The sequence below is a fragment of the Arcobacter sp. F2176 genome, assembly GCF_004116465.1.
GTDB classification, from domain to species: Bacteria; Campylobacterota; Campylobacteria; order Campylobacterales; family Arcobacteraceae; genus Arcobacter; species Arcobacter siniprincipis.
Map to the genome: position 1 here is coordinate 40,013 of NZ_PDJV01000016.1, position 17,671 is coordinate 57,683.

Genomic DNA, 17,671 nt, shown 5'->3' on the forward strand with positions numbered 1-17,671 from the left:
TGAGTACTCTCTTCTGTAATAATTAAATGAAGCAAAATTATTAAAAATAAAAGAGGAAAAAAATGACAAATCAAAAATTACAAGAACGAAAAAACAAAGTATTTGCTAGAGGACAAGGAAATACTTATCCTGTATTTGTTAAAGAAGCAAAAAATGCAGAAGTTTGGGATGTTGAAGGTAATAGATTTATTGATTTTGGAACAGGGATAGCTGTATGTAATACAGGGCATAGTCATCCAAAAATTGTTGAAGCTGTAAAAACACAAATAGAAAATTTTAGTCATACTTGTGTAATGGTAAATCCTTATGAAGTAGCAGTTGAATTAGCAGAAAAATTAACTGCATTAGCTCCTGGTGATACTCCAAAAAAAGCAATTTTTGTAACAACTGGTGCAGAAGCAGTTGAAAACTGTGTAAAAATTGCAAGAGCACATACAAAAAGAAGAGCTGTAATCGCATTTAATGGAGCTTTTCATGGAAGAACTAGTTTAACAATGGCATTAACAGGTAAAACAGCCCCTTACAAAATTGGATTTGGACCATTTCCTGGTGAAATTTATCATGTTCCTTTTCCAGCTGATGCTTATGGTGCTACTGTTGAAGATTCTTTAAGAGCTATTAAAAATGTATTTAAATCAGATGTAGTAGCAGAAGATGTAGCAGCAATTATTGTAGAACCAGTTCAAGGTGAGGGTGGATTTTACCAAACACCAGTTGAACTATTACAAGCTTTAAGAAAAATATGTGATGAAAATGGAATTGTATTAATTTTTGATGAGATTCAATCAGGATTTGGTAGAACTGGAAAAATGTTTAATAGTGAATATTCAGGTGTTGAACCAGATTTAATGACTATGGCAAAAGGTATTGCTGGTGGTTATCCATTATCAGCAGTTGTTGGAAAATCAGAAATTATGGATGCTCCTGTTCCTGGTGGATTAGGGGGAACTTATGGTGGTTCACCAGTAGGTTGTGCAGCAGGTTTAGCAGTACTTAAAGTTATGGAAGAAGAAGATTTATTAAATAGATCAGTAATTATTGGAGATTTATTCAATAAAAGATTAACTGAATTACAAAATGAATTCCCAACATTAATATCTCATGTACGAAATAAAGGTTCTATGATTGCAATGGAATTAATGGTTGATGGTGATGCGAATGTTCCAAATACAGACTTAACTAAAGCAATTATTTCAAAAGCAGTAGAGTATGGATTGATTTTATTATCTTGTGGATATAACGGAAATGTAATTAGATTTTTACCTCCATTAACAATAAGTGATGAAACTGCAAATGAAGGTTTAGATAAATTCTCAGAGTTATTTAGAAGTTTAATAAAATAGAAATTTAAATTATAAGAAAAGGGGGGACTTTTTATTATTAAAATAGGTGTAAACAACTAATCTGGATACTAATGATTTACTTTTTTGTAAATCATTAATTAAAAGTTTTAATTGAGAAAATAAAAATAAAAATAAAAAGGAATAAAATGTTTAGTAAGTTAAAAAAGAACATAATGGCGACATCTATAATTGCATTATTAGGTGTTATGGCTATGGTTGATACTGCTTCTGCAGCAGAGTTTAATTGGAGGTTCGGTAATTTATACGGACGAGGAACAGCATTTGGTAAAATCTATGAAGATCTTGCTAAAGGAATAGAAACAAAAACTAATGGAGAGATTAAAGTTCAAGTACTTTTCTCAGGAGAAGGTGTTGGTAGTTCTGGATTATTAGGAGCTGCAAAATCAGGTTTAGTACAAATGATTGCACCTTTCCAAGCACTTAATGCAGGAGAATTACCAGCAGGTATAGTTGAACTTGGTTTACCAGGTGGTACAGCAGATACTGATAAATTATATAAACTTTTCCATGAACAAGGTTTTGGAGATATCCTTAAAAAAGCTTACGCTGCTCAAGGACTTGTATGGTTAGAGCCTTATATTCAACCACCAGTTTATATTATTACTAAAAAACCAATTAATTCAATTGCAGATTTCCAAGGGCTTAAAATTAGAGCACCAGGTGCATATGGTAAATTCTTAAGAAACTTAGGAGCATCTCCTGTATCTTTAGCTTGGAGTGAAATTTATACAAGTTTAGCAACAGGTGTTATTGATGGTTCTATTGGTTCAAATATGATTGACCACAGAGATGGAAATCACGTAGAAGTTGCGAAATATATGTATAAATTACCATTAGCTGGTGCACAAGTATTACCTATTCTTGTTAATAAATCAGCTTGGGATAAATTATCTGATAAATTAAAAAAAGAAGTGTATGAAGCAACTGTAGATCATGCAAAAGAACAATTAACTAAATCAAGACAATGGGAAAAAGAAGCTGTTGATGAAATGGTTAAAAAAGGTCTAAAATGGAGTCCAGAACCTTCAGAAGCTGATAAAGCAGCTTGGAAAAAAGCAGGTGCTGGTTTATGGGATGAATATTCTAAAAAAGGTCCATATAGTAAACAATTAATTGATGTTCTTAGAAAAACACAAAACTAGTAATTGAATTTTGAACAAGTATTACCATGTTTAAAAGGATTTTACAACTATTTTGTGTATCAATTGATACATCGGTTATGTGGTTAGGCAAGGGGGTATCAGTAATGGTACCCATGCTTGCTTTTGTTGTTTTTTATGGAACAATAGCTCGATATATGTTTGATTCCCCTCCTATTTGGACATTTGATATGGCATTATTCCTATTTGGTTATGTTGCTGCGATAGGTGGAGCTTATGCCCAACAAAAAAGATCTCATATTAATGTAGATATATTCTATATAAAAGTTTCTCCTCGAGTTAAGGCTATTTTTAATCTTATTACTTATTCTTTAGGTATCTTTTTTCTTATTATTGTTTGTTATCTTTGTCTTACTAAGTTTAATGAAGCTATGGCTTTAAATTATCGTCGTCAAACGGAATGGGCTCCTCCAATGTGGCATTTCTGGCTTATGTTTTGTATTGCAAGTGGATTCTTTATAGTTCAATTATTTAGAGATTTGATTACAGAACTTTATTTCCTTTTTACAGGAACACCACTTTTAGAAAAGGAGCATAAAAATGGGAATTGAGACACTTTCTATTGTTTTATTACTTTGTCTTTTATTTTTCTTCATAATTGGATCTCCTGTAGGTCTAGCACTAGGTGGAATTGCCATGTTAATTGGTTATTTTTCTTGGGGAACAGGAATCTTTAATGTAATACCAACAACAATAGAATCGACATATTTTAGTTATATTTTACTGGCTATTCCTCTTTATATTTATATGGGACAGCTGTTAACACATACGGGAATTGGCGATGCTATGTTTAAAGCAAGTCAATTAATGATTGGTAAAGTTCGTGGTTCACTAGCGATTAGTGTTGTTTTTATCTGTTCTATGATTGGAGCTATGGTTGGAATAATTGGTGCTGGGATTATGAGTTCTGGAAGTATTGCTTTAAAACCAATGCTAGATGCAGGATATGATCGTAAGTTAGCGCTTGGAACAATTATGGCAGGTGGTGCTTTAGGAATATTAATTCCTCCAAGTATTCCAATGGTTATGTTTGCAGCTTCAACACACAATTCAGTTGGACGAATGTTTATAGGTGCAATTATGCCAGCTTTATTGACGATTACACTTATAATAATTTATATCGTAATTAGTACAAAACTAAATCCAAAGCGTGCTCCTTTGCTTAGTGAAACAATAGGTTTACCTGTTTTAAAAGCAAAAGATAAATTTAAAATAGCTGTAGATGGATTTTTCTCTATAGGTTTGATTTTTGTTGTTTTAGGAAGTATTATTTTAGGTATAGCTACACCAACTGAATCAGGTGCCCTAGGAGTAGCAGGAGCAGTTGTTCTTGCAATGTTTTTTAAACGATTTAAATTTGAAATATTCAAAAAAGCAGGTTTACAAGCAGCTTCATTGATTAGTGTTGCTATGTGGATTATTTTAGGTGCTTCATTATTTAGTAATTTCCAGTTACTTATGGGAATTCAAAGTATGATTGCTAATTTTGCACAAGGTTTAGATTTACCTCCAATTGTTATTATTATGATGTTCCAAGTTATAATGATATTATTGGGATTTATACTTGATGATTATGTTATTGTATTAATGTGTGCACCGTTATTTACGCCTATTGCAGTTTCATTGGGTTATGACCCAATTTGGTTTGGTGTACTGATGATTATTAATATTTTAATTGCAGTTCAAACACCACCTTATGGATTTGCGCTGTTTTATCTTAAAGGGATTACTCCTCCTGATGTAGGGATGGGTGAAATTTATAAATCAGTAACTCCTTTTATACTTATTAATTTAGTTGTATTAATTATTTGTATGATTTTTCCAGACATTGTTGTTTGGCTACCCGATTTGATTATGGGATAAAGGAAAGTTTTAATGTTTAAAAATATTTTAGTACCGATTCATATTGCATATTCAAAGAATCACGAAAAGTTATTTAAAGGTGCCTTGGAAGTTTTAGATGATGATGGAAAAATGACTTTGTTATTTACAAATCAAAATCGTATACATGGTTCTGTGGTTTTAGATGATGACAATCAAACAAATTACGATCATGAGGCATTGGATAAATTAAAAGAGATTGCTAATAAACATTCATTACCATTGGATAAAGTATCTTTTTTAGTAAAAGATGGGATTGTTCATGATGAGATTCTTGATGAAGCAAAAAGAAGAAAGGCTGATGCAATTGTAATGATGGCAACAAGACCTGGACTGAGTAGTTATTTTATTAGTAGCACAGCTGAACGTGTAATTAGACATGCTCACTGTTCTGTATTTGTAATACGATTAGAAAATCGTTAGTTTAATAATAGTTTTTTATATATAAATATTTTTTAGGAGAGTAGTAAAATGAGTAAAACAATAGAAGTAACATCGCCGTATGATGGGAAAGTAGTAGGGAATGTTCCGTTTAATAGTGAAGAAGAAGTACAAGCAGCGATAGATTTAGCAAGTGATACTTTTTTAGATCATAAGAATGCCTTACCAAAATATAAAAGAATAGAGATTTTAGAGAAAGTAGCAGAAATAATGTCTTCTCAAATAGAAGAATTAACAATACTTTGTGCAAGTGAAGGTGGGAAGCCTTATGTAGATTCTAAAGTTGAAATAAATAGAGCAATCAACGGTATAAAACTATCTATTGAAGCCCTAGGAGCACTAGAAGGAAAAGAAGTGGCAATGGGTCATACAGCTTCAAGTGCAAATAGAATGGCTTACACATTTAGAGAACCAATAGGAGTGGTAGCAGCAATATCAGCATTTAATCACCCATTTAACCTAGCAGTTCACCAAGTAATTCCAGCAATCGCAGTAGGATGCCCAGTAGTAATCAAACCAGCAACTCAAACTCCAATGAGTGCAATAAGATTAGTAGAAATTCTAGAAGAAGCAGGACTTCCAAAAGGATGGGCACAAGCAGTAGTTTGTGATAGACATGGAGGAGAACTGCTTGCAACTTCTCCTAAAGTAGATTTCCTAACATTTATAGGTTCTGGTGCAGTTGGTTGGTACTTAAAATCTAAAGTGGCAAATGGAACAAGAGTAGCACTAGAACATGGTGGTGTTGCACCTGTAATAGTAGAACCAGATGCAGATATCGATGCAATGATTCCAGACTTAGGTAAAGGTGGATTCTACCACGCAGGTCAAGTTTGTGTTTCTGTGCAAAGAGTATATGTACATGAATCAATTTGTGATGAAGTGTCTTCTAAACTTTCTGATTATGCATCTAAATTAGTAGTAGGTGACCAATTAGACCCTAAAACAGAAGTAGGACCACTAATTAACCATAATGAAGTAAATAGAGTAGAAGAATGGGTAAATGATGCAGTAGCAAAAGGTGGGAAAATATTAACTGGTGGTAAAAGAATTTCAGATTCTTGCTTTGAACCAACAGTAATATTAAACCCAAGTGATGATGCAATTATTTCTCAAAAAGAGATATTCGGACCAGTAGTAGTAATTTATTCTTACTCAGATATAGAAGAAGCATTCGATAGAGCGAACTCTTTAGATGTGTCTTTCCAAGCAGCAGTGTTTACAAAAAATATAGATACAGCATTAAAAGCAGTGAAAAGAATAAATGGAACAGCAATAATGGTAAATGACCATACAGCATTTAGAGTAGATTGGATGCCGTTTGGAGGAGCGAAAGCTTCAGGATTAGGATTAGGTGGAATACACTATAGTATGGAAGAGATGACAAACCAAAAAATGATGGTAATCAAATCACCAGTATTATAAGAAGAGATTTAATCTAAATTAAAAGGGGGAAGCTTTATTGTTTCCCTCTTTTTTTATGGATTTAAATAGTGATTTTTTTATATGAAAAAATAATAGAAGAAATAAATCCAAAAAAACTTAATACAAAAGTCATGAAAAATACATAATCATAAGATTTAAAAGTATCATGGATATATCCAGCTGCTAAAGGTCCTATAATTTGTCCTATAGCAAAAAGAAGAGTTACCAAAGAAAATACTTGTGCCGTTTTTTTAAGCCCAAAGAATTCAGTACAAAGTATGGTAATCATTGTGGGTACACTCCACACTGATATTGCGAAAAAGAATACAGAAACAAATAGTGCGAAGCTTGGTGTATTAAAAATAAGTATAAAAATAGAGAACGCTTGAAATCCAAAAACTAAAATTAGTGTTTTAAAAGTTCCATATTTATCTGCAATTATTCCAAATAAAAATCCTCCAAATATACAAATAAATCCAAAAGTTGACCAAAACATACCAGATATTTGTGAACTCAAATTCCATTTATCAATAGCAGCACTTACAAAAAAAGTTACATACACGACATAAGAGATGCCAAAAAAGAAGTAAAGTGAGCCTATCTTCCAAAAGTTTTTATTTTTTATATAAGAATAAAATTTTACATCTGATTTTACACTGTGATCCACATCATAAGTTAGTAAATACTTTATTGAAAAGGAAATAACAATAATAATTAAAGAAAAGACAATCCAAGATACTCTCCATGAATTTGTTTGATAAAATTGTTCTAAATAAGGGACTAGAAGACCTGAAAATATAATACCAACACCATTCCCACTTACTGCTATTCCAAGTGCTTTCCCTCGTATCTTATTAGGTATTGCATGTGATAAATAAACAATGATGGCAATATTTAAAATGGCAGCTAAAAAACCAGTTAAAAAATATAAAATACATATAATAAAATAATTATCAGCTAAGGCCATTAATATCATAGTAAGACCTTGAAGAAAAAGACATATTGAAATTAAAGGTGTAGTTCTAAAGTGTGAATATATTTTACTTGCAAAGATTATACCTACAAAGTATCCAGCAAAGTTTGCACTTCCAATTAATCCTGCAACTGTCGTTGAAATATGTAAGTCACTTTGCATATTTGGTAAAACCATACCAAATGCAAATCTAGCTAAACCCATACATGATAAGATAATTAAAAATGAAGCTAAAAAAAGTTTTGAAAAAGATTTTATCAAATCTTTATACCCTTTAATAGTTCAATATAATTTTTGTAATGAATCTTTTTGATATATAAATATATAAAAGTAACAACAAGTATATTAATATGAATCATTGCTTCTGCAAAGTCGAAAAAAATAAAAAATATACCAGCAACCAAAATAAAAGCTGGATACATAAGTTTATTGAAACCTATTTGTTTCTCATGTAAAACTTGATATTCATTTAGGTTTTTCTTGATAAATTCTTTGTCCTCTGTAGATAATTTTTTTTCCTCTTCTAATTTATACAATCCATCTATTACTGCAACTTTTTTCTTGTAATTAATAAATTTTACAATTATTAGTATTATAATTAATAAAGATACAATGTTAGATACAATTTCTATTGGGAAGTTTTGAAGCATTTAATTCCTTTGTTTTATATAATAATACATTAAACATTATAAATATAACTAAAAAAATAGTGTTGTATTAAATAGAATTTTTTGTATAATAACTTTTTATAAAGGATTTATTTGAATTATACATATATAGCCTTAGGCATAGGATTGTTTATAATTTGTCTTGTTTTATATTATGCTTTTTTTATGACAAAAGAGGATTTTTACAAATATAAAGAAGATAATTTATATGAAGTTCCTTGGCGATGGGAATGGAAGAAAAAAGAAATTGTAAATTTAAAATGTCATTGCTTAGATTGTGGTGAAACATTGGTTTATGAAAATGACTATTTATTACATAAGACCTATTTTTTATGCCCCTCTTGTGAATCTCAAAAAGCTGTAATTGGTGGAGGAGATAGCAAATATGCCTTTGGTATAATAAAAAGAGAAATAAATAGAAAAATTAGAACAAAAGAGTATAAAGATTTAATATCTTAAATAAAAATAGGAGTGAATGTGGCTTATAATGAACATGCTGCTTGCCCATGTGGTAGTAAAAAAAGTTATAAAAATTGTTGTAAAATCTTTCATGAAGGTGAATATCCACAAACTGCTGTAGAACTTATGAAATCTAGATTTTCAGCTTTTGTAGTAGGAAATATAGATTATATAATTAGTACAACTCATGAAGATAATATTGAGTACTCGAAAAATAAAAGTAAATGGAGAGAAGATCTCCAAGATGTTATAAATTCAAATGATTTTTATAGTCTTGAAATACTTGATTTCATAGATGGAGATGAAGAGTCTTATGTGACATTTAAAGTAGGAATTAAACAAAGAGGATTGGATGTTTCATTTACTGAGAAAAGTAAATTTTTAAAAATAGATGGGAAATGGCTATATAGAAGTGGCGAATTCTTAGATGATTAGGAAATAAATGAAGGTATTACTAGCTCCAGCTGAGACAAAAAATAGTGGAGGAGAAGAGACTTTCTTTTCAAAAGAGAATTTCTTTTTAGAAAAAAATTTTTCTTTGAGACAAGAGGCTTTTGAAGTTTATGAAAAGCATGTACAAAGTTTAAGTTTACAAGAGCTATCTTCTTGGTTTGGAATAAAAAAACTAGATGATGTAAAGAAGTATCAAGAGAGCTTGAGAAACAAACCTTCTATGAAAGCAATACAAAGATATAACGGTGTAGCTTTTGATGCTTTAGCGTACAATAGCTTGACAAAGGAAGAACAAAATTATATTGATGAGAATGTAATTTTATTTTCTAATTTATTTGGACCTATAAAAGCTAGTGATAAAATACCTGATTATAAATTTAAACAAGGTGCTAAGCTGGCAAATATGAATATTGAAAAGTTTTATAAAGATAATTTCTCAAAAGATTTAGATGAATACATTGGCGATGAAATTATTGATTTAAGAGCCGGTTTTTATGAAAAGTTTTATACTCCCAAAAGTGCAACTGTTATTACTATGAAGTTTTTAAAAGATGGTAAAGTTGTATCTCATTGGGCAAAGTATTATAGAGGTATGGTTTTAAATACTCTTGCTAAAAAAAATGTCCAATCAATAGCTGAATTTATGAATACTCAAATTCCAGGATTAGAACTAGTGGAGATACAAGAAAAAAAGAATATAAAATTACTAATTATGAATATAAAATAATTAGCAATTTTTACATTCTTATCTCTTTGTTTGGTTTTCCTATATGGTAACCTTGAACATAATCAATATCAATATCTTTTAAAAAGTCTAAAATCTCTTCATTTTCTACAAATTCAGCAATTGTTTTAACTTTTAATTCTTTTGCTAAAGCAACGATTGATTTCACAAAAGCCACATCTTTTTTATCTTTAGTTATATTTATAATAAAATCTCCATCAATCTTAATATAATCAATTGGAAACTTTTTAATATAATGAAAAGAAGAAAATCCTGAACCAAAATCATCTATTGCAAAACTAAAGCCTTGCAGTTTAAGGTTTTGAACAAATCTTTCTAATAAAGAGAAACTTTTAACAGTCTCTCTTTCTGTAATTTCAAATACTATATTATCTCTGTTTATATTATAATTGTGGGCAAGTACTACTATTTTGTTTATAAATTCACTTATAATTAAAGCTTTTGGAGAAAGATTTATAAATAAAAGACCTTGATAATTTGTTTCATTGATTTTTGCAAAAGCTTTTTCTATTACCATATAATCCATTTTATGAACTATTCCTAGAGATTCTGCTGTTTCTATAAATTTAGCAGCTGGTAAATACTCTCCATCTATTTCTATTCTCATTAAAAGTTCATTTATCTCACATTTGTTTGTTTTTAGATTTACTATTGGTTGAAAATGAGGAATAATATTTTCATTTTTAATAGCATTTAAAACAAGCATGGATTTATCTTCAGCTTCCTTATGAATCTCTTCTAAATCATATTCAGTTGGAAATTTAATTGAGTTTTTACCCATAGTTTTTGCTTCATACATCATTGCATCTGCTATGTTAAATAACTCAATTTGTAAAGTTGAGTGTTCAGGGTACATAGCCATACCAATAGAAACAGTCATGCTACATTTAGTTCCATCAGGGCTTATTAGTTCTAAATCACTTACATTATTTAAAATTCTTTGCGCAACTGTAAAGGCCTCTTCTTTATTGCACTCTGGTAAGATTAGGGTAAATTCATCTCCTCCATATCTTGAAAGTATATCTTCATCCCTTTTTGAATCAGCAAGTATATTTCCAAGTGCTTTTAAGAATTCATCCCCAAAGGTATGGCCATGAGCATCATTTATTGGTTTAAAGTTATCACAATCTATAACTAATAGTCCAAAAGTGTAGTCATGTCTAGCGGCTCTTTTAATCTCATATTCCATTAAATCTCTAAATACTCTTTGTGTAAATAATGATGTTAGTGGATCTCTAGTGGCATAAAATTCTAGGTTTTCAGTGTATTTGTTTATGGCTTTAATTGAACCTACAAGGTTTAATAAAGTTGTTAAGATAGAGTCTATAACAATTGAATGAATTGAGTCTTTCTCTAAATTTGATTGAATTCCAAGTCCAACAATTCCTCCAATTTTTGGAGCATCTAAAAGAATAGATTTTGCTTCATGTTCTATATCTTTTATATCTAAAGCTATAAGAGAATAATTTTCATTTGTAAAATTGTGATTAATACTACAATCAAGAATATCTAACTTGTGGTGAGATTTAATCATTTCAAATGATACTGATTCAATGTGTTTAATTACTTTATCATTTGGTTTTCCTAACCAAAAAATTTCAATCTCATAAAATTCATCATTTGCTTTAAATATAGTAATAAGGCAATGAACTGGCAATACAAGATTTATGTCATGCAATAAGTCTTTTATATACTCTTTCCAGTCCCTAATCACATCAGAGGTTATTATCATTTTATCTAGTAATTTTACTTCAAACTCTAATATATCTTTATCAACTGCTATATTTCTTAGCTTATTGCTTAAATCAGTTAATCCATTCATTATGTGGTTAAACTCGGTGAAACTTTTTTTAGGAGGTGATAAGTCTAAAGTTTTAAAATCTTTTACACTATTTATACTTTCTATTTTGTCTTTAAACCCTTTAATCGAAATATCTATTTTTTTTAGTAGATTTCCAGAAATTAGAAATGCACAAAATATCATAAATGGTAAGATTATTAATGACAATAAAAAGTATTGGTATTTAGTTTCATTTATTAGATAATTAAAATCATATTCTATATCAACAGCACCTAAAATATCACCGACTTTCGAATTTGTATGGCAGGCTAAACACTCTTGTTTTGCCAATATTGGAGTTATATTTCTAATTTTATTATCTTTTGAGAGGTTAAATTCTTTTTTTGTATCAAAGACATATTGTAGATTTTTTGTGATTTCTCCTTGATTTATTTTACCAAAGAGATCTTCAACTTTTTTTGAACGGTAGACTTCAATACTATATGAAGACTCTTTAAATGAACTTTTAATATCTCCCATAAATTGTGTTATTTCTTCTCTTGTCCAGCCTTTTCTCATAACTTGATACATAGAGTTAAAGATTTGTTTTGATAATGATTGCGATACTCTTTCATTTTCTTGAATTGTTAAATTTGTATGAATTGTCGAAGAAAAAAAATAAAAGATAATAAAAAGTAATAAGCTAATGGCTAGTATTGAAATCCGGAAATAATTCTTTAGTGTTTTAATCATAGTGATAAGTCTCTCTTAATGCAAGTAAATAAAGATAAAATAATATAATACTATTATAAATATAATTAAATTTTTCTTTCAGTTTTTATAGTACTAACAAAAAGTAATGAAATCGCTGCAAAAATACTAGAATATAAGAATAAATTCTCTCCATATAACCATCCTGCGACTAAAGCACCTATAAAACCACCAAGTCCATAAGCAACTCCATACATAAATTGCTGAGCAAGTTTTTTATTTTCATAGATTGAATACAAATATATAATTACTGAACTATGGTATAGTCCAAAAGAAAAGGCATGTATTGATTGTGTGAAAAAAGTCACATATAAGTTATCAGGATATAAATAGAGTAATAACCATCTAATTGTAGTCAAAAAAATAGAAAATTTTATTATAGTTAAAAGATTATTTTTTAATATTGGAGCTTGGAAATAAAACATTAATATTTCACAAATCACTCCAAAAGACCAAAGATAAGAAGTCATTTCTAATGATATTCCATGCTCTGTTTCATATATAGTAAAAAAGTTGTAAAAGCCACCAAAACTTATTTGCATAAAAAATAGACTTAACCAAAATGGCCAATATTCAAGAACAGAAAAGGGTTTTGAACTGATTGTATCTTTATGCTCAACATCATGTTTTAAAAGTAAAAGTGAAAAAAATACAATAAAAATATTTATAGTTAAATAATAGTGTAATGCAATTTGTGGTTCAGTCAAGAATTTTGCTAAAACTAAAGCAATTACCGTAAAACCAATTGAACCATATAATCTAGATCTTCCATATTTATCTTTACCCAAATCTTTTAAGGCAATAACTTCAATATAAGGTAATATAAGGCTTAGACAAACTCCTAAAAGAGCATTGTTTAACATAAAAGCATAAAAATTATGTAGTGTAAAATAAAATCCAATTGAACAAAGTATTGACGTAAATAATGCTAATCTAAAAATATTTCTATCAAGTTTAATATGCTTTAAAAATAAAAATGGAGTAGCAAATCTCATCAATGGAGCTAGGGCAAATATTACTCCAATTTGTGAAGGAGTGTACCCTATGTCATGGAGTACTTTTGGCATAAATATAACATATACTGCAACGGCTGCAAAATAAAAGAAATAAAATGCAGATAAGTTAAAAAAAAGCATTTATTTTTTAAAAATTTTAATTACAAGTGTATTAGCAACTAGATCCTGAAAAGTTTTTTTATCTTTTCTAAAAAATGGTAAAAATGCAAGAACTATAGTAGTTGAGGCAAATAAAAAGCATAAATATCTTAAAATAGCTTTTGGGAAGGATATTTTTTCTTTTGTTTTTTCATCTACTAGTTTTAAACTGTAAGCTTTTAATCCTGGTGTTTGACCTTTTGCTATCCAAAAAACAATAATAATCAAACCATAAATAATAGATAGACTCCATCTTGCTTCTTCGCTGCCTTGGAAGTCATCTTTCCCATTCATAAAAACATAAGTTGTAACATAAGCTAAGGGCATCATTATCATAAACATGTCTACAATAAAGGCCTTAATTCTAGCAGGAATAGATGTACAGATAGTAGAGTTTAAATTAGTGTTTTTAGACTCTTCATTAAGTGGTTCTTTTTTACCAGCTTTTATATCTCTCCATCTACTCATTATGGATTAGTTTCCTCTACTTCCAGGTTTATATGCAACTGATCCTTCTTTACACATAGGACAATTTTCAGGAGCATACATTTCAAAGGTAAAATCATCTAAAGCAAAAAGTGGTTTATCAAGTGGTAATTTACAATTATCTTTTGGTTCTATTTCACTTCCAACTCTTGAACAAAAACCTCTATTAGCTAATGCTGCATAAGCAAGTATCTCACCACCATCTTTTTCGATTTGTTTAGCAGCTTCCAAAGCACTACCTCCCGTAGTAATAATATCTTCACAGATAATATATTTTTCACCACGAGTTACTTCAAAACCTCTTCTTATAGTCATCTCACCATCAACTCTCTCTGCAAAGATAAATCTTACATCAAGGGCAGTTGCTAGTGCAAATCCTGCAATTAATCCACCAAGAGCAGGTGAACAAACAGCATCAACTTTTAGTCCAGATTCTTTTATTTGCTTTGCTAATTCTTCAGCTAATAATTTTGCAGTTTTAGGATCTTCTAGCACTTTTGCTGATTGTAAATAGTATTTAGAGTGATTACCTGAACTTAATTTAAAATGACCTTCTAATAGAGCATTTGCATCTTTGTATATTTGTTCTACTACCATAATTATACTTTTAAGATTTCAGCTTCTTTTGCCTTGAAAGTATCATCAGCTTTTGTTACATAAGAATCTGTAATTTTTTGTATTTCATCTTGAGCTTTTTTGTTTTCATCATCAGTTATTTCTTTATCTTTATGAAGAACTTTTACTCTATCATTTGCATGTTTTCTGATATTTCTAATAGCAACTTTTGCATCATCAGTCATACCTTTTGCTTGTTTTGCACTCTCTTTTCTTTGGTCAACAGTCATAGGAGGGAAAAATAGTTTAATTACTTCACCATCATTATTTGGATTAACACCAATATTAGCATTTTGAATTGCTTTTTCAATATCACCTACAAGATGTTTTTCCCATGGATTTATTACAATGGTAGTAGCATCAGGTGCTAAAACTGAACCCACTTGAGTTAAATCAGTTGGTGTTCCATAATAATCAATTTTTATCCCATCTAAAATTGTAGTACTTACTTTACCTGTTCTTAGTGTTTTGTAGTCTCTTTTTAATGCTTCTATTGCACTATCCATTTTCTCTTTTGTTTCTGAATAAATCTCATTTAACATTCTCTCTCCTTTGATTTATTATTAAATTTTGCATATTATACCATTTATTAATTGGCATACTTAACTGAAATAAATTTTTGATAATATATTTTCTTTGAAATTTAAAAGAAAACATATTTTCTTTTTTTATTAAATGGAGAAGTAGCTCTTTGAAAATATTTCATTTGAACTACTTCTTGAAAATCAACTATTTTTCAGTAGTTGGTACTGTAGGTGCAGCTTTTTGTGTTGGTACAGCTGGTGCTACAGGAGCAGTAGGTGCTTGAGTTTTTTCAGGAGTTTTTGGAATTAAACTTTCTGTTTGTACATTGTCTACTGCACTTTTTTGTCTATTTTCATTATAAAAATAACCTAAAAATAGAGTATTTAAAACAAAAATTAATCCTAAAATCATAGTTGCTTTTGTTAAAAAGTTTCCAGGACCTTTTGCTCCAAATAAAGATTCGTTGCTTCCGCTGTAAGCTCCTAATCCCATACTTGAACTTTTTTGAAGTAAGATGCAAATTGTTAATAGTACTGCTAAAATAAATTGAACTACTAAAAGTGTTGATGTCATAATTTTATTCCTTTGAAAAAATGGTAGGTATTTTATCCAAAATTTATTAAAAAAAAGTTAAGATTCGATTATGTCCGTAAAAAACGAATTTTCAAAATACGCAAATCAATATAACTCATACAATATTGTACAACAAATTGCAGCAAAATCTATCATTAGAGATATAAATTGTCAACCTAAAAGAATATTAGAGTTAGGTTGTGGCTCTGGGCAAGTTATTAAAAATGTTTCTTGGGAGTATGATTTTTATAAGGCTATGGATTTTTCACAAAACATGTGTGATATTCATCCTAAAGCTAATAATATACAAGTGGAATGTTTTGATTTTGATACTGATGCTTTTTTTGAAAATATAAAAAATGACAGATATGATGTTGTTATATCTTCTTCTGCCCTACAGTGGTCAAAGGATTTAAGTAAGATAGTTAAAGCTATTAGTGCTATTTCTCCTAAGATTTATGCTGCTTTATTTACTTCAAATACTTTTAAGACAATACAAACAATAACAAATAAAAAATCACCAATATTAGATGACCAATCAATAAAAAAAGCTTTTACTCAATATTGTGATTGTGAATTTGAAACTATAACTTATAATTTAGAGTTTGATAATAAGAAAAAATTATTTGATTATATTAAGAAATCAGGTGTAAGTGGTGGAAATACTCTTGAATTTAAAGATGCTAAAAAATTATACAAAGAGTATAGTTTAAATTATTTAGAGTTTGAAGTTATCTTTGTCAAAGCTTTTTCTAAATCATAAAGTTCATATCTTATATATTTAAATACTTCACTGCTATTATTTTCTTCTAGTTTGCAAACTTCTTCTAGAACTCTAGAACTCTCTTGCGCTCTTTTAAAGTTAGCTATTAGAATAGAGTTTAAGTCATCTCTACTTTTTTCTGATGCAGTGCTTTGTTTTAAGACATCATTTTTTATATCTCTTGAGTCTAAAAGTTCATCATAAATAGATATTCTTGATTTGTGTCTTAATTCTTTTAGTTTTGAAGCGATATCTTTATTATTGTAAACGTATCTAAAGATATCTTCTACAACTCTAATTCCCTCTCTTAGGCGATTTAGATTTGCATCAATAAGTCTTAATTCGGTTGTATTCATGTTATAAGAAGTAAATCATAACTCGAGGAGTTATGATTTAGTCGTCACTACTATTAAAAATACCAAGTATTTGTAATAATGAAATAAATAGATTAAAGAAATCTAAGTATAAAGAAATAGCAGCTTCAATTGGAGTTGAAAACCCACCTTTTATAATTTGTTGTGTATCATAAAGAATAAACGCAGAAAATAAAACAGCTCCCACCATCGCTATTCCAAGTTGTAATAATGGCGCTTGAATAAAAATATTAGAAATAGATCCTACTACTAATATAATAAGAGCAATAAACAACATTTTCCCCATACCAGAAAAATCTCTTTTAGTTGTAAGGGCAAACATTGAAATTCCACCAAAAGCTACTGAAGTCATTAAAAATGCTTGTGCTACTATTGAAGCACCTGCTGGCATTGCAAATACTGAAGCTAATAAAGGAGTAATTGTTAAACCACTTACAAAAGTAAATCCAAATAAAACTGCTAAGTTAATACCAGGTTTATTTTTAACTGCAAATAGTCCAAATAATAAAGCAAATTCTAAAATAACTAATCCCCAATACCAACTAGCAATAGTTGAAACCATACCTAACCCGATATAAGCTCCTGCAGTTGCAGCAAGTAATGAACCTGCAAATAATTGATATGTAGCTTTTAAAAAGCTCATTAATTCAACTTTAGATGATTCTTGTGTATATTGTTGCGTTGTATCTTTATGAGATAAATAATCTCTGTTGTACATTATGTCTTCCTTTTTGTATTTTATATATACAGTTGATATTTTAATATGTAAAGCTTAATAATATCTTTAAATATGATAATTAAATGTACTTTATAAACATAGTTGATTAACATGACTATATTATCTTATATATGTATATAAAAACTAAGAAAAAGTAGAAATTTAAAAAATTTCAAAATTTAAGCTACAATTAATCTGTACCTCTTGACAAAGGGTAAAAAACCTATTATAATTCCCGTCCAATTTGAGTGACAAACGTCGCAAAGGGTTGATGTTCTTTAACAAACTACGGTTTTAAGAAGTAAGTAACTTTTATAAACCGAATATGATATAAAACAAGAGA

20 protein-coding genes are annotated in these 17,671 nt (G+C 29.2%); 10 read left to right on the forward strand and 10 right to left on the reverse strand.

The window, feature by feature from the left end:
* The first annotated feature begins 62 nt into the window (after window positions 1-62).
* The 6 genes from gabT to CRU95_RS12930 all read left to right on the forward strand — a co-directional run bounded on the left by gabT (window position 63) and on the right by CRU95_RS12930 (window position 6,271).
* The gene (gene gabT, locus CRU95_RS12905; RefSeq protein WP_129101526.1) at window positions 63-1,343 is read left to right on the forward strand and encodes a 4-aminobutyrate--2-oxoglutarate transaminase; all 1,281 of its coding nucleotides are present in this window, start codon (window positions 63-65) and stop codon (window positions 1,341-1,343) included.
* Window positions 1,344-1,489: 146 nt separating this feature from the next.
* Entirely contained in the window at window positions 1,490-2,506 is a 1,017-nt protein-coding gene (locus CRU95_RS12910; protein WP_129101527.1) for a TRAP transporter substrate-binding protein, read from the forward strand.
* A gap of 26 nt (window positions 2,507-2,532) precedes the next feature.
* Window positions 2,533-3,075, forward strand: coding sequence for a TRAP transporter small permease subunit (locus CRU95_RS12915; protein ID WP_129101528.1), 543 nt, complete (start codon window positions 2,533-2,535; stop codon window positions 3,073-3,075).
* Window positions 3,065-4,387 carry a TRAP transporter large permease subunit gene (locus CRU95_RS12920; protein WP_129101529.1) on the forward strand — a complete coding sequence of 441 codons (1,323 nt, stop codon included), beginning with the start codon at window positions 3,065-3,067 and terminating at the stop codon, window positions 4,385-4,387. The genes CRU95_RS12915 and CRU95_RS12920 overlap by 11 nt, the downstream gene beginning before the upstream one ends.
* Before the next feature lie 12 nt (window positions 4,388-4,399).
* Window positions 4,400-4,828: a universal stress protein gene (locus tag CRU95_RS12925; RefSeq protein WP_129101530.1), complete on the forward strand. Its 429-nt coding sequence runs from the start codon at window positions 4,400-4,402 to the stop codon at window positions 4,826-4,828.
* Window positions 4,829-4,876: 48 nt separating this feature from the next.
* Window positions 4,877-6,271 carry an aldehyde dehydrogenase family protein gene (locus CRU95_RS12930; RefSeq protein WP_129101522.1) on the forward strand — a complete coding sequence of 465 codons (1,395 nt, stop codon included), beginning with the start codon at window positions 4,877-4,879 and terminating at the stop codon, window positions 6,269-6,271.
* 61 nt (window positions 6,272-6,332) lie between these two features.
* Here the strand turns inward: CRU95_RS12930 and CRU95_RS12935 are convergent, their stop codons facing one another.
* Window positions 6,333-7,505, reverse strand: coding sequence for a YbfB/YjiJ family MFS transporter (locus tag CRU95_RS12935; protein ID WP_129101531.1), 1,173 nt, complete (start codon window positions 7,503-7,505; stop codon window positions 6,333-6,335).
* Window positions 7,502-7,894: a hypothetical protein gene (locus CRU95_RS12940; RefSeq protein ID WP_129101532.1), complete on the reverse strand. Its 393-nt coding sequence runs from the start codon at window positions 7,892-7,894 to the stop codon at window positions 7,502-7,504. Before CRU95_RS12940 ends, CRU95_RS12935 begins: the two co-directional genes overlap by 4 nt.
* 111 nt (window positions 7,895-8,005) lie before the next feature.
* Here CRU95_RS12940 and CRU95_RS12945 point away from each other — a divergent pair, with 111 nt between their 5' ends.
* From CRU95_RS12945 to CRU95_RS12955, 3 genes are read left to right on the forward strand one after another with little or no spacing between them, the layout of a single operon-like run.
* Window positions 8,006-8,371 carry a hypothetical protein gene (locus CRU95_RS12945; protein ID WP_258238723.1) on the forward strand — a complete coding sequence of 122 codons (366 nt, stop codon included), beginning with the start codon at window positions 8,006-8,008 and terminating at the stop codon, window positions 8,369-8,371.
* Window positions 8,372-8,389: 18 nt separating this feature from the next.
* Complete coding sequence (locus CRU95_RS12950; RefSeq protein ID WP_129101533.1) at window positions 8,390-8,806, forward strand: YchJ family protein; 417 nt, start codon at window positions 8,390-8,392, stop codon at window positions 8,804-8,806.
* Window positions 8,807-8,813: 7 nt separating this feature from the next.
* The gene (locus tag CRU95_RS12955; RefSeq protein WP_129101534.1) at window positions 8,814-9,551 is read left to right on the forward strand and encodes a YaaA family protein; all 738 of its coding nucleotides are present in this window, start codon (window positions 8,814-8,816) and stop codon (window positions 9,549-9,551) included.
* Window positions 9,552-9,561: 10 nt separating this feature from the next.
* Here the strand turns inward: CRU95_RS12955 and CRU95_RS12960 are convergent, their stop codons facing one another.
* The 6 genes from CRU95_RS12960 to secG all read right to left on the reverse strand — a co-directional run bounded on the left by CRU95_RS12960 (window position 9,562) and on the right by secG (window position 15,473).
* The gene (locus tag CRU95_RS12960) at window positions 9,562-12,102 is read right to left on the reverse strand and encodes a bifunctional diguanylate cyclase/phosphodiesterase (RefSeq protein WP_129101535.1); all 2,541 of its coding nucleotides are present in this window, start codon (window positions 12,100-12,102) and stop codon (window positions 9,562-9,564) included.
* A 65-nt stretch (window positions 12,103-12,167) separates the two neighbouring features.
* Window positions 12,168-13,256 (reverse strand): MFS transporter, encoded by a 1,089-nt coding sequence (locus CRU95_RS12965; RefSeq protein WP_129101536.1) that lies wholly within the window; start codon window positions 13,254-13,256, stop codon window positions 12,168-12,170.
* Window positions 13,257-13,742, reverse strand: a complete 486-nt coding sequence (locus CRU95_RS12970; protein WP_129101537.1) for an RDD family protein — start codon at window positions 13,740-13,742, stop codon at window positions 13,257-13,259.
* Window positions 13,743-13,748: 6 nt separating this feature from the next.
* Window positions 13,749-14,357, reverse strand: coding sequence for an orotate phosphoribosyltransferase (pyrE, locus tag CRU95_RS12975; protein ID WP_129101538.1), 609 nt, complete (start codon window positions 14,355-14,357; stop codon window positions 13,749-13,751).
* 2 nt (window positions 14,358-14,359) lie between these two features.
* Window positions 14,360-14,917 carry a ribosome recycling factor gene (gene frr / locus CRU95_RS12980; protein WP_129101539.1) on the reverse strand — a complete coding sequence of 186 codons (558 nt, stop codon included), beginning with the start codon at window positions 14,915-14,917 and terminating at the stop codon, window positions 14,360-14,362.
* Window positions 14,918-15,104: 187 nt separating this feature from the next.
* Window positions 15,105-15,473 carry a preprotein translocase subunit SecG gene (secG, locus tag CRU95_RS12985; protein ID WP_129101540.1) on the reverse strand — a complete coding sequence of 123 codons (369 nt, stop codon included), beginning with the start codon at window positions 15,471-15,473 and terminating at the stop codon, window positions 15,105-15,107.
* 70 nt (window positions 15,474-15,543) lie between these two features.
* Between secG and CRU95_RS12990 the strand changes: the two genes are divergently transcribed.
* Window positions 15,544-16,236, forward strand: coding sequence for a methyltransferase domain-containing protein (locus tag CRU95_RS12990; RefSeq protein ID WP_129101541.1), 693 nt, complete (start codon window positions 15,544-15,546; stop codon window positions 16,234-16,236).
* Here CRU95_RS12990 and CRU95_RS12995 read toward each other — a convergent pair.
* Both CRU95_RS12995 and CRU95_RS13000 read right to left on the reverse strand, forming a co-directional pair.
* A complete protein-coding gene (locus tag CRU95_RS12995; protein WP_129101542.1) occupies window positions 16,188-16,592 on the reverse strand; it encodes a thiamine-phosphate pyrophosphorylase in 405 nt (134 codons plus the stop codon). The genes CRU95_RS12990 and CRU95_RS12995 overlap by 49 nt on opposite strands.
* 37 nt (window positions 16,593-16,629) lie before the next feature.
* Window positions 16,630-17,328 (reverse strand): Bax inhibitor-1/YccA family protein, encoded by a 699-nt coding sequence (locus CRU95_RS13000; protein WP_129101543.1) that lies wholly within the window; start codon window positions 17,326-17,328, stop codon window positions 16,630-16,632.
* Window positions 17,329-17,671 lie beyond the last annotated feature (343 nt).

Bases quoted from the DNA above. Each gene is read 5' to 3' on its own strand.
- gabT (WP_129101526.1), top strand. From the start codon at position 63: ATGACAAATCAAAAATTACAAGAACGAAAAAACAAAGTATTTGCTAGA.
- CRU95_RS12910 (WP_129101527.1), top strand. From the start codon at position 1,490: ATGTTTAGTAAGTTAAAAAAGAACATAATGGCGACATCTATAATTGCA.
- CRU95_RS12915 (WP_129101528.1), top strand. From the start codon at position 2,533: ATGTTTAAAAGGATTTTACAACTATTTTGTGTATCAATTGATACATCG.
- CRU95_RS12920 (WP_129101529.1), top strand. From the start codon at position 3,065: ATGGGAATTGAGACACTTTCTATTGTTTTATTACTTTGTCTTTTATTT.
- CRU95_RS12925 (WP_129101530.1), top strand. From the start codon at position 4,400: ATGTTTAAAAATATTTTAGTACCGATTCATATTGCATATTCAAAGAAT.
- CRU95_RS12930 (WP_129101522.1), top strand. From the start codon at position 4,877: ATGAGTAAAACAATAGAAGTAACATCGCCGTATGATGGGAAAGTAGTA.
- CRU95_RS12940 (WP_129101532.1), bottom strand. From the start codon at position 7,894: ATGCTTCAAAACTTCCCAATAGAAATTGTATCTAACATTGTATCTTTA.
- CRU95_RS12955 (WP_129101534.1), top strand. From the start codon at position 8,814: ATGAAGGTATTACTAGCTCCAGCTGAGACAAAAAATAGTGGAGGAGAA.
- CRU95_RS12960 (WP_129101535.1), bottom strand. From the start codon at position 12,102: ATGATTAAAACACTAAAGAATTATTTCCGGATTTCAATACTAGCCATT.
- CRU95_RS12965 (WP_129101536.1), bottom strand. From the start codon at position 13,256: ATGCTTTTTTTTAACTTATCTGCATTTTATTTCTTTTATTTTGCAGCC.
- CRU95_RS12970 (WP_129101537.1), bottom strand. From the start codon at position 13,742: ATGAGTAGATGGAGAGATATAAAAGCTGGTAAAAAAGAACCACTTAAT.
- pyrE (WP_129101538.1), bottom strand. From the start codon at position 14,357: ATGGTAGTAGAACAAATATACAAAGATGCAAATGCTCTATTAGAAGGT.
- frr (WP_129101539.1), bottom strand. From the start codon at position 14,917: ATGTTAAATGAGATTTATTCAGAAACAAAAGAGAAAATGGATAGTGCA.
- secG (WP_129101540.1), bottom strand. From the start codon at position 15,473: ATGACATCAACACTTTTAGTAGTTCAATTTATTTTAGCAGTACTATTA.
- CRU95_RS12990 (WP_129101541.1), top strand. From the start codon at position 15,544: ATGTCCGTAAAAAACGAATTTTCAAAATACGCAAATCAATATAACTCA.
- CRU95_RS12995 (WP_129101542.1), bottom strand. From the start codon at position 16,592: ATGAATACAACCGAATTAAGACTTATTGATGCAAATCTAAATCGCCTA.
- CRU95_RS13000 (WP_129101543.1), bottom strand. From the start codon at position 17,328: ATGTACAACAGAGATTATTTATCTCATAAAGATACAACGCAACAATAT.